This window comes from Pseudomonas sp. Irchel 3E13, assembly GCF_900187455.1.
Lineage (GTDB): Bacteria > Pseudomonadota > Gammaproteobacteria > Pseudomonadales > Pseudomonadaceae > Aquipseudomonas.
The window spans coordinates 177623-199652 of record NZ_FYDX01000015.1; the positions used below are offsets into that span (position 1 = coordinate 177623).

The window sequence follows — 22030 nt, forward strand, 5'->3', positions numbered from 1 at the left end:
CCTTGTCGGGAAGCGGAAAGAGGGGACTCAGTCGATCAGGCGCACGAAGCGCTCGTGCTTGATCCTGTTGGCGATCTCGCGCAGCAGGCTGCGTATCTGGGCTTCACCGTCGCCGAAGTTCTCGGCATTGGCGAAGGTCATGCTGCCGTCCTGGGCGCAGACGCGCAGGCCGGGGCCGGCGACGCGGTCGAAGAGGCGGCGGCCGAAGTCGTTGGGGTCACCGGGGCGAACCCCGAGGAAATGAAACTTGAGGCCGCGGGCGACGAAGCTGTTGCACAGGTTCATGAAGCGCCGGCCGGCGATGTCGTTGGACGACACCGTCGAGTTCTCGCCGTCGATGGCCTGGCCCACTTCGGCGTTGTACGCATCGGTGTCGAACCAGTTGCCGGTGGTGTTGGCCAGCATGACCATGATCTTCACGTTGTCGCCCTGGCGGTCGGCGTTGAAGTCCAGCGGCAGGCGGCTGTCGCCCCAGCCGGCGGCGCCGCGCATTTGCGGCGAGAGGCTGGCGGCGGCCCAGCCCATGGCGATGGCGTAGTTGGTGTTGAAGCGGGTCGAGAACTCTTGCACGCGGCGCTCGATGCGCGTCATGTCGCGGGTCAGCGGCAGCAGGGCGGCGGCCGGGCAGCCACGGTCGGCGATCATCCAGCGGGTGTCGTTGACCCCGGTGGCCTGGCCGAAGTCCGGGTTGGGGCCGGTCCAGGAAATCGCCGGCGCGCCGGGGCTGCCGTTTTCCGGCAGGTCGTGACGGTAGTGGACCTTGAATTGCCCGGACGGCGCCTGGTCCCAGAAGTAGTTCTGGCCCTGGCCGAGGCCGCGGTACATGCACAGCAGGTTGGCGCGGCGGTCGGGAATGCGCTGGTCGGCGAGGCCGCTGTAGCCGGTGCGGAACAGCGAGCGCAGCTCCACCGGCGTCAGTGCGCCGGGCGCCGCCCAGCGGCGGATGCGCCCGCTGTCTTCGCTGCTGTAGACATTCACCGACTGGCTGTAGGGCACCAGGGAAATCCAGGTCTGGCCGTCGGGACGGGCGCCCAGCACCTGCTCGGCGAACTCGCGGACCAGGCGCCGCAAGGCGGCGAGGTCGCGGGCCTGTTCGCTGAGGGTATTGGGGATCACCAGGGCGATCTCCACGGGACGATTGACCACCTCCACCGTGGAGCTGACCTGCATGCGTTGCACCGGCGCCTGCAACAGTTGCGACTCGGCGCTGTAGGCGGCGCTGACGGTAATGCGCACCACCCCTTCGCCGTCGCGTTGCTGGGTGAGGTTGATGTCATCGCCGCCGACCTGCTCGCGCAGGGCCAGGTCGGTGCCGAGGTTGGCTTGCACCATGGAGGTCGCCAGTTGCTGCATCTGCTGCTGGCTGAGGCTGTCATCGAGCAGGCGCTGGTTGCCCACGGCCATGGCCGCGGCGTCGGTGGCGCGCTTGAGCTGGGCGGTGTTTTCCAGGGCGCGGCTTTGGTCGATGACGTAGGCGGTGGCCATCAGCGCACCGCCGAGTACCAGAATCGCGAAGGGCGCGACGGCCCCCTGTTGTTGCCGGGCGAAATGACGGAGCCGGGTGGCGAAGCGGGGGAGAGCGGGCATGGCGGGACGGGTTCCTGCGCAGTGAGCGGGCCGGAGGTGCCTCGGCCGAGGGTGGTGATAAAGATAAGAATCGTTCTTGTTCGCGGCAATTGGCGCATCATTAAGATTGCTTAAAGGTGGGGGCATCGCGAGCAAGCTCGCTCCTACAAGGTCCGGGGCACGTCGCCTCTGTAGGCGCGATTTTGGCGGGGCGCCGAACCCTTGGGATGTCGCCCTCTAACCCCGCTCCGGCCGCGACCAGATAAAAATCGCCCCACACCCCATCCCGCCCGCCGCGCACAACACCAGCCACAACGGCGGCTGGTGCCACAGCAGCAATCCCAGGCACAGCAGCATCGCTACGCTGGCGACCACTTTGCTCCGCCGGCTGATAAACCCGCCCGCCCGCCAGTCGCGCAGCAGCGGACCGAACAGGCGGTGCTGTTCCAGCCAGCGGTTCAGGCGCGGTGAGCTGCGCGACGCGGCCCAGGCGCTGAGCAGGACGAACTCGGTACAAGGCAGCCCCGGCAGGATGGCACCGAGTACCGCCATGCCGAGGCTGGCCCAGGCCAACAGCAGGTACGCCAGGCGCTTGAGCCCTCGCGCCTGGGGGACGGTCTGGCTCATTCGTCTTCCTGTGGGTCGAGTTCGCGGGTCAGGACGTCGTCCAGGGTCGGCGTGCCGTGTTGCAAGCGGCTGATGGCCTGGACCTCGATTTTGTCGCTGCCCAGCAGGGCGTAGCTCAAGGCCAGGGCGTCGACGGTGGCGCAGACCTGCACCACCACCACCGGCACGTTGCTCAGGGTCTGTTCGTCATCGGCGCGCAGCGCCTCGGGGAACGCGCCGGTAAAGCGCGAGCCGGCACTGTGCCGTTCGCACACGCCCTGGACCTCGCCGCGGTACAGCGGTCGCCAGTTCATGCTGCGGTCGCTCTCGACCTTGCTGATGATCAGTTCGAACGGTGTGCGGTTCATGCTGGTGGCGCGCTCGACCAGGGCTTGCACGCCGTTGTTGTCGAGGGTGCTCTGCACCCCCAGCACCGAGGCGATGGTGTGCGCCGACTGCTCCATGTAGCTGCGCGCCTGGTGCAGGTTGTAGAGGTCGGCGGCGAGCAGCGTGACGCCGATCAGCACCGGGAACACCAGCACCGTTTCCAGCAAGGCACTGCCACGCTGGGAGTGTTTGCGCTTCATTGGCTGTCCTCGTTGTCCGGGTCGCTGGGCAGGTTGCCGAGGAGGTGGCGGTATTGGTACTGGTAGCCGTCGCCGAGGCCGAACAGGCCGGGGAAGACGGTCATGTAGTCCTGCTTGAGGTCCACGGTGACGCTCAGGATCGGCGGCGAAAACACGGTGTCGAGCGGCGTCTCCACGCCGGCCACGGCATCGCTGCCGGTCTGGCTGGCGCTGCTGGTGCCGCTGGCGCCCGGACGCGATTCGCCGTACTGGCGCAGGTTATCGAACGGCAGCACGTCGACCTTCAGTTCGCCCGCCTCGATCAGCCCGAAGCTGCGCGCCTGCATGCGTTCGGCCAGCCGCTGTTGCAGGTCGCTGGCGCCGAGCCGGTAGTAATCCGGCATTTCCCGCAGGCGCTGCACGGCGTGTTCCAGCGCCAGGTTGCCGGCGCCGATGACCAAGGCCATGTGCGCCAGTTCGAACAACATCATCAGGCCGAACAGCAGCACCGGCAGGATGAACGCGGTTTCCACCGCGGTGACACCGTCATCGGCGCCGCGCAAGCGACGCAGGGCAACGCGCAATTTCATCGGCGCTCTCATCGACAATCAGTCCCGGCTGGCCAGTTTCAGGGGTTGCTGGCTGGCGGCGAGCAGTTCGCTGTCCACCGGCGCGCCGTTGGCGATGCGTTCGCGGGTGGCGCGGAAGCGCTCAAGGATGTCCTGGGCGTAGTGCGGCTCGAGGTTTTCTTCGAGGATGCGCAGGGCGGTGTCGTCGTGGCCGTCCAGCACCCAGGCCAGGGCCAGGTTCAGTTGCAGGGCGACTTCGCCGCTCTGCCGCGCACCGTTGAGCAGGCCGATGGCCTTGCTGCGTTCGCCGTCGGCCAGCCAGCTCAGGGCCAGGTTGTTGGTCGCCGGGCTGTAGCCGGGTTCCAGCGCCAGGGCTTGCTGGAATGATTCGCGCGCCGCCGGGCGCTGGCCGAGCAGGGTCTGCGCCACGCCGAGGCCGTTGAGCAGTTGCGCACGCTGGCTGGGTGCGCCTTCCACGTTCAATGCGCAACTGAAGTTCTGTTCGGCGCTGCTGGCGTTACCCAGCGCCAGCGCGGCCCGGCCCAGGCCGCCGCACAGGGCCTGGCGCTGGGCCGGGTCGAGGGCGGCGAGGTCGCTTTGCTGGCGGGCGCGGTCGTACAGCGCCCAGGCATCGCGCGGCGGGCGCACGGCGGCGGCGACGCTGGCGTATTCCAGCAGGTAGGCGCCCTTGAGCGGGCTGCGTTGGTCGAGGCGCTGGTAAACCTCGAAAGCGCCTTCCAGGCGGCCGTTGTCGCGCAGTACCCGGGCCAGTTTCAGCGCTTCGCGGTTTTCCTTGCCGGACAGCGTCGGCGCGCCGCCGGGCAGGGCCGAACCGAGGCTGCTGCAACCGCTGAGGGCGAGCACGGCAAGAAGGGTCAGGGTGGTCAGGGAGCGGGGCATGGCGGTCACTCGAAAAGGGCAGTCGGTAGGTTCAGTTGGAGAGCAGGCGGACGATGCGCACCAGCGCCGGCGCACCCATCATCGCGATGATCGGCGGCAGGATCAGGGTCATCAGCGGCACGCTGAGCTGGGCCGGGAGTTTGCCGGCGCGCTCTTCCAGGGTCAGGATCAGGGTCTTGCGGCTCTCGTCGGAAATCGTCCGCAGCGCCTGCGACAGCGGTGTGCCATAGCGCTCGGCCTGGATCAGGGTCGAGACCATGCTGTCGATGCCGCTCACGCCGGTGCGTTCGGCGAGGTTGAGCAAGGCCCGCGGACGGTCGGCGAGGATCTGCAGTTCGGCGCAGGTGTAGCGCAACTCGTCGGCCATCTCCGTCGCCGACAGCGCCAGCTCCTTGGCCACCACTTGCAGCACGCGGCCCAGCGGCAGGCCGGCCTCGGCGCAGATCACCATCAGGTCGAGGGCATCCGGCAGGCTGCGGGCCAGCCGTCCGCCGCGGCGGGCGGCGCGCCATTTCAGCCAGAGTTCGGGGATCAGCCCGCCGACGAACAACGCCACCAGCGCCGCGGTGACGCCGTTGAGGCCGAGGCGCTTGCCCGGTTCCAGCAGCATCATCACCAGCGCCACCAGCAGCAGGCCGAGCAGGTACTTGCCGGCGATCAGCAGGCCGAGGGCCTCGCGTTGGCGCAGGCCGGCCATGGCCAGCAGAACGGCGAGCTTGTCGCGGTCACGCGGGCTGCCGGCGGCCTGTTCGCCAACCCGGGCCACGGCTTGCAGCACGGCGAGCAGGCGCGGCGGCACTTGCAGGCCCTGGTCGCGGAGGATGTCGGCGCGGTCGCTGGTCGGGGCGCCGGCCGGGCGCCGGTTGAGGCGCTCGTGCAGCACCGGCTGGCGCTGCTGGCGGTACAGGCCGATCAGGCCGACGCCAAGGCCACAGCAGAGCAGGCCGAGCGCGGCCTGGACGAACGGATCCTGGAGCAAGCTGTTCATGCGATCTTCCGTACCATCAGGTGGGTGATGACCAGGCCCAGCGTCACGCTGCCGAAGGCGTAGAACAGCACGTTGTTGCCGGTCGGGTCGTTGAGCAGGAACTGGAAGTCGCGCGGCGAGTTCAGGTACATGTAGCCCAGCGCGCAGGGCACCAGCGCCGCGACGATCTTGGCCGAGGCGCGGGCCTCGGAGGTCTTGGCCTGGACCTTCAGGTGCAGCTCCTGGCGCTCGCGCAGGGTCGCCGACAGCCGGTCGAGGGTTTCGCCGAGGCGCCCGCCAGCTTCCTGGTTGATGATCAGGATCACCGCGAAGAAGCGGTATTCATTGAGCGGAATGCGGTTGGCCGAGTCCTGCATCACCTGGCGGAGCGGCAGACCGAGGCGCAGCCAGTTGTCGATCTCGGCGAACTCCACCGACAGCGGCCCGCTGATGTTCTGCGCGACCAGGGTGAAGGCGTTGCTCACCGGCACCCCGGCGCGGGCCGCGCGGGTGATTGCGTCGATCGCCTGCGGCAGGCTCAGCTTGAGGTCGTGCAGGTAGCGGTTCATCGCGTTGCGATAGACCACCGTGGCGACGCCGACGAAAGTCAGTCCGGCCAGCAGGCTGCCGTACAGCCACGGCCAGGGCATCTGCCGCCCCAGCACCACGCCGACGATCAGGCTGGCGACGGCCAGCAGGCCGAGGCGTGAACGCAGCGTGCCGTGCCAGCCGAGGCTGCGGCTGCCCAGCCACAGGCGCCCGAGCGGCGCGCCCAGTAGCGGCCAGCGGGTGCAGGCCGGAGCATCCTGGTCGCGCAGCAGGTCGGGGCTGTGTTCCAGGGCCAGGGCCGCGCCCGGGTGCGCCGCGACGAAGCCGGCCTTGAGCGCCGTCAACCGCTCGGCCTGGGCCTCGGCGCGCTGGCGCTTGCGGCTCAGGCTACGGACCGCGAAGAAGCCCAGCAGCACGCAGAGGAACACCAGCAGGGTGAACAGATCGAGCAGCGCGTCCATTCACTGGCCTCCCGTGAACAGGTGGGCGTGCCGGGTATAGAACTGCGGGCGCTGGCCGCTGGCGTTGAACTGGCCGACCAGGCGTCCGTCGGCATCCACGCTGCTGGTGGTGAAACCGTACAGCTCCTGGGTCTGGATCACGTCGTTCTCCATGCCGCAGACCTCGGTGATGGAGACGATGCGGCGGCCACCGTCGCGCATGCGCTCGACCTGGACGATCAGGTTCACCGCACTGGCGATCTGTCGGCGGATGGCTTCCAGCGGCAGTTGCATGCCCGCCATCATCACCATGTTTTCCAGGCGCATGATGGCGTCCCGCGGGGTGTTGGCGTGGACGGTGCACAGCGAGCCGTCGTGGCCGGTGTTCATCGCCTGGAGCATGTCGAAGCTTTCGCCGCCGCGCACCTCGCCGAGGATGATGCGGTCCGGGCGCATGCGCAGGGCGTTGCGCACCAGGTCGCGCTGGTCGACCTTGCCGGTGCCTTCGGCGCTGACCGGACGGGTTTCCAGGCGCACCACATGACGCTGTTGCAGTTGCAGTTCGGCGGCGTCCTCGATGGTGATGACCCGGTCCTCGTCGCTGATGTTCTGCGACAGGGCGTTGAGCAGGGTGGTTTTGCCCGCGCCGGTGCCGCCGGAGACGACGATGTTGAGCTTGGCGAGCATGCCGCGCTTGAGCACCTCGGCCATCTCGAAGGACAGCGCGCCGCGTTCGGCGAGGATGTCCAGGGACATGTTGCGGCGCATGAACTTACGGATCGAGATGGTGGTGCCGTCGATCGCCAGCGGGTAGGTGATGACGTTCACCCGGCTGCCGTCGGCCAGCCGCGCATCGACCATCGGGTGCGCTTCGTCGATGCGCCGGCCCACCGCCGCGGCGATGCGCTGGGCGGTGTTGAACACGTGCTCTTCGTCGATGAAGGTGATCGGCGACAGTTCCAGCTTGCCGTAGCGCTCGACGAATACCTGGCCGGCGCCGTTGACCAGAATGTCGTTCACCGAGTCGTCGCCCAGCAGCGGCTGGATCGGGCCGATGCCGACCATCTCGTTGAGCATTTCCTCGCCGACCGCCTGTTCCTCCTGGCGGGACAACTGCAGGCGGCTGTCGTCGCAGATCTTGCGGATCACCGCCTCGACCTGCTGGCGCAGGGCATCGCGGCCAAGGGCGGCGGCTTTCAGCGGGTCGATCTGGTCGTAAAGCTGGTTACGGATCAGCCGGCGGTTCTGGGTGCCGAGGGTGTCCACCGGGCGGGCGGGCGCCGCGCGTTGCACCGAGGTCGGCTCGGTGCTGGCGCGGCTGTTGTGGGGCGGCGCGGGCACGTCGCTGACGGCGACCGCGGCGAGGTTCTTTTTCGGGTGTCGGATGATCATCGGCCGGTTCCTCGCTTCAGGCGGCGCGACGGCCGCGGCCCAGGGCCTGGCGCAGACGCAGGATCAGATTGCCGCTGACGGCCGGGGCGCTGCTCGGCGTGCGTCCGCAGGCCAGGTCGGCGAGGTCTAGCAGGGCCTGTTGCAAGGCCGGGGCGCGCGCGGTCTGCAGCGGGCCGGCGAGCAGGCTGTCGGCGATCACGCTGCCGGCGTGGGGCAGCACCAGGTCGACTTTGTGCCCGACGAAATCCTCGAACTGCTGACGCTCTACCAGGTCCAGGTGGCCCGGCCGCACCGGGTTGCCCACCAGCAGCAGGCGCTGGCCGTTGCTCTCGTCGCCGATCTCGCGCAGCAGACGCAGGCAGTTGCGTGCGTCCTGCACGCTGAAGTCGCAGAGCAGGATGCGCGTGTCGGCATGCTCCAGCACTTCCAGGGCGCCGTGGCAGCGGCCGCTGGGCAAGTCCCAGATCACTTGGTTGAACAGTTGGCAGAGGCTGGCGCCGAGGTTCAGCAGGTGTTCGCCGCTGAAACTGTCGGCGGCGCGCAGGTCGGGTTGCTGGCCGAGCAGGTAGAGGCGTTCGTCGATTCGCGCCAGGGCCCGTTCGAGGAAGCGTGAGTCGATCTGCGCGGTGTTCAGCGCGGCGGCGAGGCCGGCGTCGCCGTCATGCCCGAGCAGCAGCGCCTGGTCGCCGTGACCGCGGTCGAAATCCACCACCGCGCTGCTGCTGTGACGCTGGCTGGCGAGCAACTGGCCGAGGCCGGCGACCACCGTGCTGGTGCCGCGGCCACCGCTGACGCCGGTGATGGCGATGGTGCGGCCGGTGCGGCTGCCGGGGCGCAGGCTGTCATGCGGATCGCGGGCGCGGCGCAGGGTGTTGGCGAACTGGTCGAGGGGCACCGGTTTGCACAGGTAATCCTGCACGCCGCTGTGCAGCAGCGCGCGGTAGAGGTTCAGGTCGTGGGTGCTGCCCAGGGCGATCAAGCGGCAGTCCGGCGGACAGACTTGGGCCAGCTCGGCCACCGCTTGCAGCGGCGAGGCCTGGCCGTCGAGATCGACCACCAGCACTTCGGGCGCCGCCTGCTCGCGGCAGCCGGCCAGCGCCGCGGCGAAACCGCCGGCGCGGGCCAGTTGCGCCGGCAGGCCGAGGCGTTGCAGGTACTGGCCGAACAGTTCGGCGTCGGCGGCACTGGCGGCGTATAGCAGCACCGGTGGCACGTCGTTGCCGGGCGGGGTGACTCGCGTGGTGTCGTTCATGGCTCGCTCCCGGTCAGTCCTTGTTGAAGTTGATGTCCAGCAGTTCCACGGTCTCGTGGCGCTGGTAACGCTCGACCGCGTTCACCGCGGCGACGCCGTCGGCGCCCTCGAGGCTTTGCGCGCGGTTGAGGTCGCGCGGGTCGGCGACCATGCGCGCGATGTTGGCGCGGTTGGCGCAGCCCAGGTCGCCGACGGCGCGGTACGGCTTGACCGCCGAACGGTCCGGGTCGCTGATGGTGCAATCGGGGATCTGCGCCACCAGTGCTTCGGACACCACCTGCAGGTCGGCGCCCTGGGCCTTGTCCAACTGGGTCGGCGCGACGATCACCTGGCGGGCGCCGAGCTGGGTCAGCACCTCGCCGAGGCGTTTGGCGACCTGTTCGCCGGCCGGGGTGGACGGGCGCAGGGTCAGGGTCTGCTGGCTGATGCGGCCCTGGCGGGCGAGCAGGGTGTTGAGGTCGGCCAGCGACTCGCGGCTCATGCCGCCGCCCGCGCTGGCGGTGAGGTGCGCGACCATCGCCGATGGCACGGCGCGGATCGGCGCCTGCGGGCTTTGCGGGGCGTAGAGGGCGATACGTTGGTCGTTGACGCTGCGGTCGCAGGCGCCCAGCAACAGCGCGAGGGACAGGGCGACGAACAGGGGTTTGGCGGCGTGCATGCGAAGTGCTCCGAAACTTAGTACAGGTAGCCGGCGGACGCCTGGGCGGGCAGTTGCGAGTCCAGGGTGCGCAGGCCGCGGCCCGGGGTTTGCAGGTCACCCGGGTTGGTGGGCTCGACGACGTAGGCGGTGGCGATGATCACCAGTTCCGTATCGGCCTGGCTGGAGGTGTGGGTCTCGAACAGGCGGCCAAGACCGGGGACGCTGCTCAGGCCGGGAACGCCGCTGACCTGCTGGGCGCTGTTGCTGCGCAGCATGCCGGCGAGGGCGAAGCTCTGGCCGCTGGCGAGTTCCACCGTGGTGTCGGCGCGGCGCACCTTGAACGCGGGAATCACGTTGCCTTGCAGCTCCACCGCGCCTTCGTCGGACAGGTCGCTGACTTCCGGGGCCACGTGCAGGCTGATGCGGTTGGGCGAAAGCAGGGTCGGGGTCATGCGCATGATCACGCCGTACTGCTTGTACTCGATGGTGATGTTGTTGTTGGTGGTGATGACGATCGGCACCTCGCCGCCGGCGGCGAAGCCCGCGGTCTCGCCGGACATGGCGGTCAGGTTGGGTTCGGCCAGCACCGTCGCCAGGCCGTCCTGGGACAGGGCGGTGAGCAGGCCGGAGACGGTGGTCGAGCCATAGCGGTGGAAGCCGCCGGCCACCGCGTTGGTGGCGCTGCCGCCGGCCACCGCGTTGGTGGCGCTGCCGCCGGTGAACGCGCCGGTGGTGGCGTCGAACAGGCTGCGGGCGTTGCGGAAGAAATAGTTGCCGTCCTTGAGGGTCGCTTCCCAGTTCAGGCCCAACTCGGAGCTGAGACTGCGGGAGACTTCAACGATGCGCACGCTGAGGTTTACCTGGGCCGACAGCTCGACCTTGAGCTGGTTGATCACCCGCGGCCCGTCGCTGCCGGCGGCGCCGCCACCGTTGGGGCTGCTGCTCGGCGAGCCGAGGTAGGCCTCGACCGCGCTGATCACCTGGCGCGCCTGCTGCGGCGTGCGGACATTGCCGCGCACCACCAGGCCCTTGGCCGAGGACGGGCCGAAGTCGACCTTGGCCCCCGGCACTTCGGCGCTGATCTGTTTGCTCAGGGCCTCCAGGTCGTAGTCGGCGACCACCCGGATCGCGGCGATCACCTGGTCCTGCGCATCGAGGGCGTAGAGCGTGGTGGCGCCGGCGCTTTCGGCGAAGACGAAGACGCTGCCGGGGGTCGGCACCTGGTAGCTGGCGATCTTCGGATCGGCCACCAGCACTTTGCTCGCCGCCTTGGGCAGTTGCAGCAACCGGCCCTGTTTCAGCAGCAGGTGCAGGTCGCGGGTTTCGCGGACTTCGGTCAGGGTTGCCGGCAGGCGTGGCGCGGCGGCTTTGGGGGCCGGCGCGACGGGGTATTCGGCCTCGCTGGCGTAGGCTTCGGGGTCCACCGGCTGGGCCACTTCTTCATATTGCGGCGGCAGTTCCAGGGGCGGGTCGAGGACCACGACCTCGGCGCGCAACGGCAGGGCGCAGAACAAACCGAGGCCCAGCGCGCAGGACAGCGACAGGGGGGAGCAGGCAGGGGCGAACTTCATCGTCAGGAATTCCGGAAAGGCCAGTCAATGCCCGCGGCGCGGGCACGGTCGGGAGGGTCGGGAGCCTCAGTGGCTGGGCGGCACGATCTCGGTGGTGCCGCCGCGATAGAGCATGACCGGGGCCGCGGCCTTGGCCGGGTAGAGGTCGGTGGTCTGGGCCAGGCGGGTGACCTCGCGGTTGCCGCTGCGGGGCAGGCCGTCGCTCTCTTCGCGGTTGCTGCGCAAGGCCAGTTGCAACACGCCGATCTCCTTGCTCAGGGACAGGCGCTCGGCCTGGCGCGGCGTGACTTCGACGGTGACGCTGTCGAAGTACGGGTTTTCGTCTTTCTTGCCTGGCGTGGCCGGGGCCTTGGCGCGGTCGTTGCGCTGGGTCAGGTCACGGGCGCTGCGGTTCAGCGCCAGCACGCGGACGTTGCGCAGCAGGGTCTGCGCCGCGTAGGGCGGCGGGAAGATCGGCGCGCCAGCGCTGTCGCGGCCTTCGAGGGCTTCCTTGTTCAGCGCCAGGATGATGTCGACGCGGTCACCCGGGGCGATCAGGCCCTGGCCGGCGGCGACCGCCGAAGTGGGCAGGGTCAGGGCGCGCATGCCGGGAGTCAGCGCGGTGGCCAGAAAGCCCGGTTCGCCGGGGCGCACCAGGGCGTTGACGAACACCGGCTGGCCTTCAGCGACGGTGCGCCGCACGGTGGCGCCGACCACCAGGCCGAGGTCGTCCTGGCCACGCAGGTAAACCTGTTCGGCCGGTAGCGCGGCGTCGGTTTCCTGCCAGCGCAGCAGGCTGCTGTCGATGAACTGGCCGGGCTTGAGTTCACGGGTGGCGACCAGCACCGCCAGTTTGCTCACGGAGACGGGGGCTGCTTCGGCGGGCGCCTTGGCCGCGACGGGCGCGGCGGGCGGAGCGAGCAGGACGCGGGCCAGCAGGGCGGCGCCGCCAGCCAGGGTCAAAGCGCCTGCCAGCAGGAGGACGGAAGGGGTTTTCATGGTTCAACCGGTCGTCAGGAATGAATGGGAAACAGCAGGGTGTAGAAGCTGCCGGTCGCGATGGCCAGGCCGTAGGGCAGGCCTTGCGGGCGGTCGCTGGTGAGCACCGTGGGCGTGGCGATGGCCAGGCCCGGAAAGCGTGCGCCGAGGCGTTGCCAGAGCAGCGCGACGATCTGTTCCAGCGGCGTCAGCAGCGGCATTGCCAGGGCGAGGATGCCGCCGGCCAGGGCCGTGACGATCAGGAACGCCATCTGGTTGCCACCACTCCACAGGCACAGCACGGTCATCAGCTTGACGTCGCCGGCGCCGACCTGGCCCAGGTTGAACAGCATGAAACCCACCGCCAGTACCAGCGCCGCGCCGAACAGCGCGCTGCCGGTCTCGTTCAGCAGCGCCTGGCCGGCGAGTGCGCCCCAGGGCCCGAGACCGAGCAGGGCGAACAGCGGCAAGGCGCACCAGACCAGCAGCAACAGCACCACCAGCAGGTTGTGGATGCGGCGGTAGAGCAGGTCCGAGCAGATCACCCAGCACAGCGCGGGGAGCAGGACGACAAGGGCGAAAGTGCTGTTCATCTGGACTGGCTGGCCGGCTTATTGCGCGGCGCCACCCTTGTCGCCGTTGATCTGGTTGCCGATGGCGGCGAAGCGGTCCTTGAGCGCTTTGATGAACACCCCGTCCTCGCCAAAGATGATGCCGATGGCCGCGGCCATGGCGGCGGCGAGGATGCCGTACTCGATGGCGGTCACACCGCTTTCGTCGTTGAGGAAGGCGCGGATGCGTGGGGTCATGGCAAGTCTCCGGGAACAGGGTTGGGGGGAGGAAAGGCCCCCGGCGGGGCGTGGCGATATTAAGATTTATTCTCAATTGGCGAGCAAGGCGACAACCATTAAGAATGCTTAACGAACCTCGCCCGCCGGGCCCGGGCGCTGACGGCGCACGCACAGGGTGGCGATCAGGCCCGGACGGTTGTCGCCCAGGTGCAGCTCGCCGCCGTGCAACTCGGCGATCGCCCGCACCAGGGTCAGGCCAAGGCCATGGCCGGGGGTTTCGCTGCTTTCGCCGAGGCGCTGGAACCGCTCCATCGCCCGTTCGCTCTGGGCCGCGGCGATGCCGGCGCCGTGGTCGCGCACCTGCAGTTCGCCATGGCCGTTGCGCGACTGCGCGCGCAGGGTGATCGGCAGGCCCGGCGGCGCGTACTTGAGGGCGTTGTCGATCAGGTTGGCGAGCGCCTGGAACAACAGCGCACGGTCACCGTAGAGCTGACAGTCACGGGCCACGTCCAGGCGCAGCGGACACCCGCGCTGCTCGGCCAGGGGCTGGTAGTAATCGGTGACGTCGTGCAGCAGTTCATGCACATCGATGGTCTGGAAATGGCAGGTCATGCGCCCGGTTTCCACCTCGGCAATCCGCATCACCGCCCGGAACAGGTTCTGGATCCGTTCGCTGTCCTGCACCGCGCAGAGCAGCTCGTCGCGGGCCGGACCTTCGAGCATTTCACTGGCGGTGAGCAGGCGACTCTGCAGGCGGGTCAGCGGCGTGCGCAGCTCATGGGCGATATGGCTGGTGATGTGCTTGACCTCGTCCATCAGCTTGTTGATTCGCAGCAGGCCGTGGTTGATCTCGACGCCCAACTGATCGAATTCGTCGCCTTGCTGGGTGGTCGGCGCGCGGGCGGTGTAGTCGCCGTTGGCGTAGCGCACCAGCGCATCGCGAATGCGGTTGATGCGGTAGAGGTTGTGCAGGCCGAAGGGCAGGGCGGTGATCAGGATCGACAGCAGCAACAGCAGCAAGCCGGCGCCGGTGGCCAGCGGGATAATCCGCGTGCGTTCGAGCATCGGTCGCAGGTCGAAGGCGCTGAAGTACTGGCCGCCGTCGGGCAGCGGGATCGACAGGCCGAGGATTTCCGCGGTGTAGCCGTTGCTGTTGGTGAGGGTCATGTGGTGCCAGCGCGGCTTGTCGGTGGCCGGGCGGCGGGTGTCGGGCAGGTAATCGGGGTTGCCCAGCAGCAGCCGGCCATCACGGTCGATGACCACCGCCTGGTGCTCCTTGCGCACCTCCAGCGACTGCCGGTGCTGCAGCGACCAGGCCAACTGCGCGGCGTCCTGGAAACGTCCCTGCAACTGCCCGCTGCGCACCTCGTTGAGGATCATGTCGCGCACATGGCTGCGCATCACCACTTCCAGCAACTGGTTGCTCAGCACGATGGAGATCAGCGAGAACAACAGGCAGATGAAGGCGATGGTGGTGGCTTGGCGCAGGCTGCTGGTGGCGAGAAGTGGGCGCAGGCTAGCCCAGGACATAGCCGATCGCCCTTACCGTCTTGATCAGTGGATGCTCGAAACCCTTTTCCAGCTTGGTGCGCAGTTTGGACAGGTGCACGTCGATGAGGTTGGTCTGCGGGTCGAAGTTGTAGCCCCAGATCCGCTCCAGCAGCATGCCGCGGGTGACCACTTGCCCCGCGTGTTCAGCCAGCACCTGGAGCAGCTTGAACTCCTTGTCGGTGAGGTCGATGGCTTTCTCGCCGCGTTGGACGCGGCGGCTGGCCAGGTCGATGCGCAGGTCCTGGATCTGCAGAATCTCGCTCGGCACCTGACGCTGGTGACGCCGCGCCAGCAGCTCAAGGCGCAGCAGCAACTCGTTGAAGTCGAAAGGTTTGCCCAGGTAGTCGTCGGCGCCGGCACGCAGCCCCTCGACCCGGTCGCTGCTCTGGTCGTTGGCCGACAGGATCAGGATCGGCGGGCGATTCTGCCCGTGCAGCCGTTGCAGCACTTCGATGCCGTCCATCTTTGGCAGGATCCGGTCGAGAATCACCACATCGAAGACCTCGCTGCCGATCATCTGCAAGGCACATTCGCCGTTGTCGATCAGTCGGCAGTTGTGCCCGCACGCGTGCAGCTTGCAACCGAGCCAATGGCTGACCGAAGGGTCGTCCTCTACTACTAATACCCGCATTCACCGCTCCTTCACTGGAGATTCGCGCTTGTTCTATCAGCCTGCTGACTCATCGTTCAGTTAAGAATTATTAAGATTAGATACTGAGAATCATTACCAAAAATTGTATGACAACTCATTTCACTTTGGAATCGATTGATGGCATTTACCTATCAGGCTGAAACCCCATCAGGAAAAGCCTTACTCCATTTGCGGTCTTCCAATAGGCAGCGGTTAGTTGGGTAAAATGTGCCCCTTTGGTGTCGGATGACCGACCTTCATCTGGTAGACCAACTCTTTCCCGGGGCCCTTTCATGCACACCCTTTCGCGGACCTTCGCCAGCGCGATCATTGCCGCGCTCGGCGAGTCTGATCCTGCCGTCGCCGCGCTTTGCCGACGCCTGGGCGAGCCGCTGTTGGCGGCGTCCGGTCCGGCGTTCATTTCATTGGCGTCGCTCACCGCGTTGTTCGAGCAGGCCAGTGTTCTCAGCGGCGACCCGGACATCGGCCTGCGCGCCTTTCACCACGCCCATCCGGCGAACCTCGGGCCGTTAGGCTATGCGTTGATGTCCAGCCCGACGATTGGCAGCGTATTGACCGCCATTGCCGAGTTTCACCATTTGGTTGGCAGCGGCTTTTGCCTGTTCGTCGAGGAGCGGGTCGAGGGGCTGCGCCTGGTGGGGGTAATGACCGGCCCCGAACAGCGGCCGCTGTCGCGGGTGTTCATTGATGCGATCTCGGCCATCACTCTCGGGTTGTTGTGCTGGCTGGTGCCGGGGCGGGCGATTCGGCCGTTGCGCGCGGAACTGAGCTACCCGCGGCCGGCCGACACCCGCGCTGTCGAGGATTTATATGGCGCTGAAATCCACTATGGCGCGGCGCAGAATGCGCTGCTGTTCAGCCACGCCGATGTCCAGCTCGCGGTGGCCACCCACGACCCGGCGCTGCACGCGGTGCACAGCCAGTACCTGGCGCAATGGCAACGGCAACTGGACAGCGACACTGTCAGCCTGCGAGTCAGGCGAGCGATCAGCGAACACTTCGCTCAAGGCCGGCCGGTGACCTTGGCGGGCGTGGCCGGGAGCCTTGGGCTGAGTCAGCACCAGCTCAGTCGCGGGCTGGAAAACGAAGGCCACGGCTTTTTGCGCCTGCTCGATGAAGTGCGCCTGCGCGACAGCCACAACCTGCTGCGCAGCAGCACCCTGAGTTTCAAACAGATCGCCTACCAAGTGGGTTTCCGCCATCAGAGCGCGTTCAACAAGGCCTGTGAACGGTGGTTCGGTATGGGGCCGGGACGCTATCGGGAACAGGGGCGCAGCTAGTTTCCTTTATCCACGCAGCCCTTTCCTTTATCCCTCGGCCGGCACGGGGTTAAAGCCTGCAGCGAAAGTGCGGACAATCGCCCGCACACGTTTGCGCCCCCTCGCCGAGGTTTCCCATCTCCATTCCCCGCGTTGCCCTCCTGCTTGCCCTGACCGTCGTGGTGCTGAGTGCGCCGCAGGTGATTGTGTTCGGCAAGGCCGTGGGCTTGTGCCTGTTGTTGCTGGTGCTGGCGTGTTGGCAGGCCCGGCGCCTTCGCGCGGGGCGGCGCGAGGTGGAGACGCTGCGGCAAACCCTGTCCGCGCTGCATCACGATGCGCTGCTGTTGGCGCAGTTGGCCGCGCGGCTCAACGACCTCACCGACAGTTGCGACATCGCTTTGCAACAACAGCAGCGCAAGCTCGAGCACACCGCGCCGGCCTTCGCGCGGATCAAGGATCAAGCCCGGAAACTGGTCGGCACGGCACAGCGGGTCGACAACGAATCACGCCAGTCGCTGCGTCTGGCGCGTGAGGGCCAGGCCGGGCTCAGCGCGACGCTGATGGCGTTCCGTTCGATGGACAAGTCAGCGACCTGCGCCGAAGCCGAGGGCGCGATGATGGTGCAGGACGTCCGGGCGCTGGCCCGGGAAAGTCGCGACCAGGCCTATGGCGCCAACCTCGCCCTGGCCGGGATCAGCGACGCGGCGAGCAGCATCAGCCAGTGCGGCACGCTGATTGCTCGCGACTGCGAGGCCCAGGGTCGAGCGACTGATGAGCTTGAGGGTGCCCTGGCAAGTATCGAACAACTCGCGCAGACCTCGGCCTGGCGTTCGCGCCAGGCCAGTGCTGCCAGCCAGGAGCTGGCGCGCAAGGCCGCGCGGCTGGAAACACGATTGAAGGCTTGTCCACGGCCCGAGGGCCTCCACGCGTAGTGCCGGAGGTAAGAGTGATCCTGTTCAAAGCATTGATGCGTCGTTATCACGACCTGATGAAATGCGTCGCCCAGCGGCCCGAGCCGGTGGATGCCGAGTCCGCCAAGCCCCTGCTGGAGGCGCTGGAGCAACTGGCGGCGGAAGCCGAGCGGCTGGAGGCGCGGTTGCGCGTGCTCAGCGAGAACCGCCAGCGCCTGCAACCTCCCGAGCCGCACCTGCGGCTGGTCTGGCCGCCCCGGGACGACAAGGACAAAGCCAGCGGTTGATTGCTGGTAAATGAATACTGTTATGAATGTAAATCGATTTACTGCTGCGCAAATTAGCTAATCCTTTTCTATTTTTCTCGTTTCTTGTGAATGCATTGGTGTATGTTTGCCGTCGCAGGCCATACCCCTGCCATCACTCTTACAAGAACGAGGCATTCCATGTCCGGGTTGAGAAAACTCCGCATCAGTACGCGTGTCACCCTGTTGGTTGCGTGCATTTCCCTGTTTGTCTTGTGCCTGAGCGGCTGGCTGGGGCTGACCCTGCAGCGCACCTTGCTGAGCGAAAAAATGGCTGGCGTCGGCACTGCGCTGAACACCGCCTCGAATATCCTCGGTCACTACCAGCGCCAGGCCAGCGAAGGCCATCTGAGCACGGAGGAGGCGCAGCGCCAGGCGCTGCAGGCGGTGAGCACCATCCGCTACCTCGGCGACAACTACCTGCTGGTCCTCGACCTCGACCACCGCATGCTCATGCACCCCACCGCGCCGGCGCTGGTGGGCAAGCAACTGGCGGACTTCAAGGACGTCAACGGCAAGGCGTTTTCCCGCGAGATGATCGACAAGGCGCGCACCCTCGGTCGCGGCACGGTGGAGTACTGGTTCCCGCGGGCCAACGGCGCCCAGGCCGAGTTCAAGGTCTCGGAAGTGCTGCTGTTCAAGCCGTGGGGCTGGGTGTTGGCCAGCGGCATCCATCCGCAGGACGTGCGTGACGAAGTCAACCAGGTGCTGCGCGTGCCGGCCTTTATCGTCGGGCTTGCCTTGCTGGCCATCGGGTTGTTCGCCTGGCTGCTGATCCGCAGCATCACCCGGCCGTTGAACGACACCGTCGATGCGCTGGCCCGCGCCACTCAAGGCCACACCGACCTGACCCTGCGCCTGCCGGTGGATGGCGACGACGAACTGAGCCAGGTGTCGCGCAGCTTCAACAGCCTGGTGCTGGCGGCCCATGACGTCACCGCCAGCGTGGTCGATGCCAGCCAGGCCATCGCCAAGGCCACTGATGACCTCGGCCGCATCACCCGCACCGCCCAGGACAACATGGCCGCCCAGCAACAGGAAACCGACAGCGTGGTCGCCGCGATGACCCAGATGGTCTGCACCGTGCAGGAAGTGGCGCAGAACGCCAGCGTCGCTGCCCGCGCCACCGAAGAAGCCGAGCGCCATGCCAGCGAGGGGCGCGGCACGGTGGACGAAACCGTCAGTGCGATTGGCGTGCTGGCGGACGGCCTGAACGACAGCCGCCGCGTGGTGGACCAGCTTGCCGCCGATTCCGGCAGCGTCGGCCAGGTACTGGAAGTCATTTCGGCCATCGCCGAGCAGACCAACCTGCTGGCGCTCAACGCCGCCATCGAAGCTGCCCGCGCGGGCGAGCACGGGCGTGGCTTTGCCGTGGTCGCCGACGAAGTGCGCAGCCTGGCCATGCGCACCCAGAAATCGACCCTGGAAATCCAGCAGATCATCACCCGCGTCCAGGCGGGCGCCAGCGAAGCGGCGGGCCAGATCGGCACCAACGTCGCCGCCGCGCAGCACCCGGTGCAAGCCTCGGCCCGCGCCGGGCAGGCGCTGGAACGGATAACCGTGTCGGCGGCGACGGTCAGCCAGATGGCCTTCCAGATCGCCAGCGCGTCCGAGGAACAGGCGGCCACGGCGGACGAAATCAACCGCAGCATCACGCGGATTCACGATGCCGCGTCCACGGGTACGCACACCCTGCGGCAGACGGGGGAGGCGTGTGAAGGGTTGAAGCGGGTATCGCGGCAGTTGCAGGAGCAGGTGGCGAAAGTGGTGATTTGAGGTGGGGCCGGTCGGCGCGGCCGGCGACATCTCGCAGGCAAAATAGTGGCTTGACGCGGAACCTGTCGGAACGGCCGTTAGCCGCGATGGGCCGCACAGCGGCCCCAAAACCATCCAGCACGAGGTGGCTGTCTACTCCCGGCATTACTTTCGACCTGAGGATGGCTGAATGTGAGATCCAGACCAGTCAGAAACAGGGCCGCTGTGCGGCCCATCGCGGCTAACAGCCGCTCCCACAGTTCGTGGAGGCCTGAAGATTTTGCTTGTCTGCGAGATGTGGAGGTACCCATGCCGCGACGCGGCCTTTTGAGCTCACCAACCGCTACGGGTCAGGCAATCACGCCCATGAATTCTCGCGCCCAGCCCAGATATTCTTCCGCGCCGCTGTAGCGCGCCACCAGTTCCGACGGCTTGAGTCCGGTGTCGGTGGCCAGTCCGCGCTGTGCGCGCAGGGTGTCGTAGGTGGCCTTGATCGCGGCGAAGCAGGCGGCGTGTCCGTCCACCATGATGCGCACGCCGAGGCGAGCCACGCGCTGTTCGTCCCACTGTTGGGCGCTGCCATAGCTCACCAGCATCAACGGCAGCCGCAAGCCGTCGGCGATGGTTTCAAGGTGCTCGAAATCCCGCACGCCCATCAGGCAGATGCCATCGGCGCCGGCGTCCTGGTAGGCGCGGGTTCGCTGGACCACCTGGGTCAGCGACTGCGCACCGGCATGGGTGCGGGCGATCAGCGCCAGGCCAGGGTCTTTGCGGGCACGTTGCGCAGCACGTAGCTTGCCGACGGCTTCCTCGACGCTGATCAACTCCGACAACGGCTCCTCGAAACGCGCCGGCAGCAGGGTGTCTTCCAGGGTCAGGGCGGCGACACCGGCACGTTCCAGCTCTGCCACGCAGCGCATGACGTTGAGGGCGTTGCCGTAGCCATGGTCGGCGTCGGCGATGACCGGCAGGCGCGCGACGCGACCGATGCGAGTGGCCTGTTCGACAAATTCGCTCAAGGTGAGCAAGGCGATGTCCGGGGCGCCCAGGACGTGGAGCGAGGCGACCGAGCCACCGAGGATGCCGACCTCAAAGCCGAGATCGGCGGCGATGCGAGCGGACAGCGGGTCAAACACGGAGGCGGTGCGAAAGCTCATGGGGCTGGCGAGCAGGCCACGAAAGCGCTCGCGCAGTTCAAGGGGACTGGCGTTGTGCATGGCGATCTCTGGTTGTTGCGCTGTTCAAAAGATACCCGGCCAGGCTGCGTGGGCCATGACCGGGCGGGGGATCACTTGATGAAGCGCACCTGGCTGTTGATCTTCTCGATCACCGAGCCTTTGCGTTCGTTGAAGCGTGCCTTGTTCTGCTCGAACAGGTTGTTGCCCTTGGTGTCGATGGAGATGATCAACGGCCCGAACTCACGCACGCGGTTGACCCACAAGGTTTCCGGCATGCCGAGGTCTTGCCATTCGGCCCGTTCGATTTCCTCGACCTTGGTCGCCGCCAGTACCGCGCAGCCACCGGGGAATACCGCATGCACCGCCTTGTTCTCCAGGCAGCCGGTGGTGGTTTCCGGGCCCATGCCGCCCTTGCCGACGATCAGTTTCACACCTGTCTGTTCGATGAATTCTTTCTCGAACTTCTCCATGCGCATGCTGGTGGTCGGACCGATGGACACCATCTCGAAGCTGCCGTCGTCCTTCTTGCGGACGATGGGGCCGGCGTGGAAGATCGCGCCACCGCGCAAGTCCACCGGCAGTTCACGCTTGAGTTCTATCAGGCGCCGGTGCGCCACGTCGCGGCAGGTCACCAGTTGCCCGGTGAGGTAGACCACGTCGCCGACATTGAGGGAGGCCAGGTCTTCGTCCTTGATCGGGGTATTGAGGATCTTTTTCACAGGACTACTCCTTCGTGGGACAGGATGTCGTAGGACAGGTCGGCATTGATGCGGATCTTGCCGCGGCGATGGGCCCAGCAGCCGGTGGACACCGCCACGCCGATGGTCGAGGGGTGGCGCGCCGAGGACTCGATGTTCACGCCCATGACGCTGCTGTTACCGGTCAGGCCTTGCGGGCCGATGCCGATTTCGTTGAGGCCGTCTTCCAGCAGTTGCTCCATCAGCGCGGCGTTTGCGTTGGGATGGCTGGAGTCCACCGGGCGCAGGATCGCCCGCTTGGACAGGCGTGCCGCGGTCTCCACCGAGGTCGACACGCCAACACCGACCAACAGTGGCGGACAGGCGTTGATGCCGCGGGAGGTGATCACGTCGAAGACGAACTCGGTCACGCCTTCGTAGCCTTGGCCGGGCATCAGTACCTTGGCCGAGCCGGGCAGGGTGCAGCCGCCACCCGCCATGTACACGTCGACGATGGCGTAGTCGGCGTCGGGGATGATTTCCCAGTCCAGCCACGGGATTTTCGAACCGGTGTTGGTGCCGGTGTTTTTCTCGTCGAACGTCTCCACCGCGTTATGCCGCAGCGGGCCCTTGATGGTGGCCTCCAGGGTGGCGTTCTGCATGATCCCTTCCAGTTCGCCGAGCAGCGGGAAACGCGCGCCGGCGGCGATGAAGTACTGGATCACCCCGGTGTCCTGGCAGCTCGGACGGTCGAGCTTGTCGGCGTAGTCCTGGTTCTCGGCCATCGAGTCATACACGGCGATGGCCAGTGGGTTGGTTTCCGCGGCGCGCAGCTTGGCGGTTTTTTCCTTCACGTCTTTGGGCAGGCGCTTGCCGATATAGGCGGTGAATTTCGCCATGGTGTCGGTGAGCGATTCAACAGCTGCTTCTCTATCCACTTTTGTTCTCCTTACTGCATCACAAGGCGGTTTTCCGG

Annotated in this window: 22 protein-coding genes and 2 pseudogenes; 5 read left to right on the forward strand and 19 right to left on the reverse strand. The window is 67.1% G+C overall.

Annotation, left to right across the window (positions count from 1 at the left end; all coding sequences use genetic code 11):
• Positions 1–27: 27 nt before the first annotated feature.
• The 16 genes from CKW37_RS24705 to CKW37_RS24780 form a co-directional block, all read right to left on the reverse strand.
• Positions 28–1587 (reverse strand): TadE/TadG family type IV pilus assembly protein, encoded by a 1560-nt coding sequence (locus CKW37_RS24705; protein ID WP_095158842.1) that lies wholly within the window; start codon positions 1585–1587, stop codon positions 28–30.
• Positions 1588–1803: 216 nt separating this feature from the next.
• On the reverse strand, positions 1804–2193 hold the full coding sequence (locus tag CKW37_RS24710; protein ID WP_095158843.1) for a YbaN family protein: 390 nt from the start codon (positions 2191–2193) through the stop codon (positions 1804–1806).
• On the reverse strand, positions 2190–2759 hold the full coding sequence (locus tag CKW37_RS24715) for a TadE/TadG family type IV pilus assembly protein (protein WP_095158844.1): 570 nt from the start codon (positions 2757–2759) through the stop codon (positions 2190–2192). Before CKW37_RS24715 ends, CKW37_RS24710 begins: the two co-directional genes overlap by 4 nt.
• A complete protein-coding gene (locus CKW37_RS24720; protein ID WP_095158845.1) occupies positions 2756–3328 on the reverse strand; it encodes a TadE/TadG family type IV pilus assembly protein in 573 nt (190 codons plus the stop codon). Before CKW37_RS24720 ends, CKW37_RS24715 begins: the two co-directional genes overlap by 4 nt.
• 18 nt (positions 3329–3346) lie before the next feature.
• A complete protein-coding gene (locus CKW37_RS24725; protein ID WP_095158846.1) occupies positions 3347–4207 on the reverse strand; it encodes a hypothetical protein in 861 nt (286 codons plus the stop codon).
• 31 nt (positions 4208–4238) lie between these two features.
• Positions 4239–5195 (reverse strand): type II secretion system F family protein, encoded by a 957-nt coding sequence (locus tag CKW37_RS24730; protein WP_095158847.1) that lies wholly within the window; start codon positions 5193–5195, stop codon positions 4239–4241.
• Complete coding sequence (locus CKW37_RS24735) at positions 5192–6184, reverse strand: type II secretion system F family protein (protein ID WP_095158848.1); 993 nt, start codon at positions 6182–6184, stop codon at positions 5192–5194. Before CKW37_RS24735 ends, CKW37_RS24730 begins: the two co-directional genes overlap by 4 nt.
• Positions 6185–7555, reverse strand: coding sequence for a CpaF family protein (locus CKW37_RS24740; protein ID WP_095158849.1), 1371 nt, complete (start codon positions 7553–7555; stop codon positions 6185–6187).
• A gap of 16 nt (positions 7556–7571) precedes the next feature.
• Positions 7572–8807: a histidine kinase gene (locus tag CKW37_RS24745; RefSeq protein ID WP_095158850.1), complete on the reverse strand. Its 1236-nt coding sequence runs from the start codon at positions 8805–8807 to the stop codon at positions 7572–7574.
• Between the two features lie 13 nt (positions 8808–8820).
• Positions 8821–9465, reverse strand: a complete 645-nt coding sequence (locus CKW37_RS24750; RefSeq protein ID WP_095158851.1) for a CpaD family pilus assembly lipoprotein — start codon at positions 9463–9465, stop codon at positions 8821–8823.
• Positions 9466–9482: 17 nt separating this feature from the next.
• Positions 9483–11018, reverse strand: coding sequence for a type II and III secretion system protein family protein (locus CKW37_RS24755; protein WP_095158852.1), 1536 nt, complete (start codon positions 11016–11018; stop codon positions 9483–9485).
• 66 nt (positions 11019–11084) lie between these two features.
• The gene (cpaB, locus tag CKW37_RS24760) at positions 11085–11996 is read right to left on the reverse strand and encodes a Flp pilus assembly protein CpaB (protein WP_095158853.1); all 912 of its coding nucleotides are present in this window, start codon (positions 11994–11996) and stop codon (positions 11085–11087) included.
• Between the two features lie 14 nt (positions 11997–12010).
• Positions 12011–12568 (reverse strand): prepilin peptidase, encoded by a 558-nt coding sequence (locus tag CKW37_RS24765; RefSeq protein ID WP_095158854.1) that lies wholly within the window; start codon positions 12566–12568, stop codon positions 12011–12013.
• Positions 12569–12586: 18 nt separating this feature from the next.
• Complete coding sequence (locus CKW37_RS24770) at positions 12587–12784, reverse strand: Flp family type IVb pilin (protein WP_095158855.1); 198 nt, start codon at positions 12782–12784, stop codon at positions 12587–12589.
• 108 nt (positions 12785–12892) lie between these two features.
• Positions 12893–14296, reverse strand: a complete 1404-nt coding sequence (locus CKW37_RS24775; protein ID WP_095158856.1) for a HAMP domain-containing sensor histidine kinase — start codon at positions 14294–14296, stop codon at positions 12893–12895.
• Positions 14283–14948, reverse strand: a complete 666-nt coding sequence (locus tag CKW37_RS24780) for a response regulator transcription factor (protein ID WP_095158857.1) — start codon at positions 14946–14948, stop codon at positions 14283–14285. Before CKW37_RS24780 ends, CKW37_RS24775 begins: the two co-directional genes overlap by 14 nt.
• A gap of 293 nt (positions 14949–15241) precedes the next feature.
• Between CKW37_RS24780 and CKW37_RS24785 the strand changes: the two genes are divergently transcribed.
• The 5 genes and pseudogenes from CKW37_RS24785 to CKW37_RS33815 form a co-directional block, all read left to right on the forward strand.
• Entirely contained in the window at positions 15242–16249 is a 1008-nt protein-coding gene (locus tag CKW37_RS24785) for an AraC family transcriptional regulator (protein ID WP_095158858.1), read from the forward strand.
• Between the two features lie 161 nt (positions 16250–16410).
• Complete coding sequence (locus CKW37_RS24790; RefSeq protein ID WP_095158859.1) at positions 16411–17160, forward strand: hypothetical protein; 750 nt, start codon at positions 16411–16413, stop codon at positions 17158–17160.
• Positions 17161–17174: 14 nt separating this feature from the next.
• Positions 17175–17426: a hypothetical protein gene (locus CKW37_RS24795; protein WP_095158860.1), complete on the forward strand. Its 252-nt coding sequence runs from the start codon at positions 17175–17177 to the stop codon at positions 17424–17426.
• A gap of 288 nt (positions 17427–17714) precedes the next feature.
• Positions 17715–18350 (forward strand): annotated as a pseudogene (locus CKW37_RS33810) (cache domain-containing protein); the annotation flags it as partial.
• A 276-nt stretch (positions 18351–18626) separates the two neighbouring features.
• Positions 18627–19220, forward strand: a pseudogene (locus tag CKW37_RS33815) (methyl-accepting chemotaxis protein); the annotation flags it as partial.
• 329 nt (positions 19221–19549) lie between these two features.
• Here CKW37_RS33815 and CKW37_RS24805 read toward each other — a convergent pair.
• The 3 genes from CKW37_RS24805 to ttdA form a co-directional block, all read right to left on the reverse strand.
• The gene (locus tag CKW37_RS24805; RefSeq protein ID WP_095158862.1) at positions 19550–20416 is read right to left on the reverse strand and encodes an oxaloacetate decarboxylase; all 867 of its coding nucleotides are present in this window, start codon (positions 20414–20416) and stop codon (positions 19550–19552) included.
• A 71-nt stretch (positions 20417–20487) separates the two neighbouring features.
• Complete coding sequence (ttdB, locus tag CKW37_RS24810) at positions 20488–21096, reverse strand: L(+)-tartrate dehydratase subunit beta (protein WP_095158863.1); 609 nt, start codon at positions 21094–21096, stop codon at positions 20488–20490.
• Complete coding sequence (gene ttdA, locus CKW37_RS24815; protein ID WP_095158864.1) at positions 21093–21992, reverse strand: L(+)-tartrate dehydratase subunit alpha; 900 nt, start codon at positions 21990–21992, stop codon at positions 21093–21095. The genes ttdB and ttdA overlap by 4 nt, the downstream gene beginning before the upstream one ends.
• Between the last annotated feature and the right edge of the window lie 38 nt (positions 21993–22030).

Bases quoted from the DNA above. Each gene is read 5' to 3' on its own strand.
- CKW37_RS24770 (WP_095158855.1), bottom strand. From the start codon at position 12,784: ATGACCCCACGCATCCGCGCCTTCCTCAACGACGAAAGCGGTGTGACC.
- CKW37_RS24775 (WP_095158856.1), bottom strand. From the start codon at position 14,296: ATGTCCTGGGCTAGCCTGCGCCCACTTCTCGCCACCAGCAGCCTGCGC.
- CKW37_RS24720 (WP_095158845.1), bottom strand. From the start codon at position 3,328: ATGAAATTGCGCGTTGCCCTGCGTCGCTTGCGCGGCGCCGATGACGGT.
- CKW37_RS24755 (WP_095158852.1), bottom strand. From the start codon at position 11,018: ATGAAGTTCGCCCCTGCCTGCTCCCCCCTGTCGCTGTCCTGCGCGCTG.
- CKW37_RS24705 (WP_095158842.1), bottom strand. From the start codon at position 1,587: ATGCCCGCTCTCCCCCGCTTCGCCACCCGGCTCCGTCATTTCGCCCGG.
- CKW37_RS24785 (WP_095158858.1), top strand. From the start codon at position 15,242: ATGCACACCCTTTCGCGGACCTTCGCCAGCGCGATCATTGCCGCGCTC.
- CKW37_RS24740 (WP_095158849.1), bottom strand. From the start codon at position 7,555: ATGATCATCCGACACCCGAAAAAGAACCTCGCCGCGGTCGCCGTCAGC.
- CKW37_RS24725 (WP_095158846.1), bottom strand. From the start codon at position 4,207: ATGCCCCGCTCCCTGACCACCCTGACCCTTCTTGCCGTGCTCGCCCTC.
- CKW37_RS24735 (WP_095158848.1), bottom strand. From the start codon at position 6,184: ATGGACGCGCTGCTCGATCTGTTCACCCTGCTGGTGTTCCTCTGCGTG.
- CKW37_RS24780 (WP_095158857.1), bottom strand. From the start codon at position 14,948: ATGCGGGTATTAGTAGTAGAGGACGACCCTTCGGTCAGCCATTGGCTC.
- CKW37_RS24765 (WP_095158854.1), bottom strand. From the start codon at position 12,568: ATGAACAGCACTTTCGCCCTTGTCGTCCTGCTCCCCGCGCTGTGCTGG.
- CKW37_RS24750 (WP_095158851.1), bottom strand. From the start codon at position 9,465: ATGCACGCCGCCAAACCCCTGTTCGTCGCCCTGTCCCTCGCGCTGTTG.
- CKW37_RS24715 (WP_095158844.1), bottom strand. From the start codon at position 2,759: ATGAAGCGCAAACACTCCCAGCGTGGCAGTGCCTTGCTGGAAACGGTG.
- CKW37_RS24710 (WP_095158843.1), bottom strand. From the start codon at position 2,193: ATGAGCCAGACCGTCCCCCAGGCGCGAGGGCTCAAGCGCCTGGCGTAC.
- CKW37_RS24805 (WP_095158862.1), bottom strand. From the start codon at position 20,416: ATGCACAACGCCAGTCCCCTTGAACTGCGCGAGCGCTTTCGTGGCCTG.
- CKW37_RS24730 (WP_095158847.1), bottom strand. From the start codon at position 5,195: ATGAACAGCTTGCTCCAGGATCCGTTCGTCCAGGCCGCGCTCGGCCTG.
- CKW37_RS24745 (WP_095158850.1), bottom strand. From the start codon at position 8,807: ATGAACGACACCACGCGAGTCACCCCGCCCGGCAACGACGTGCCACCG.
- cpaB (WP_095158853.1), bottom strand. From the start codon at position 11,996: ATGAAAACCCCTTCCGTCCTCCTGCTGGCAGGCGCTTTGACCCTGGCT.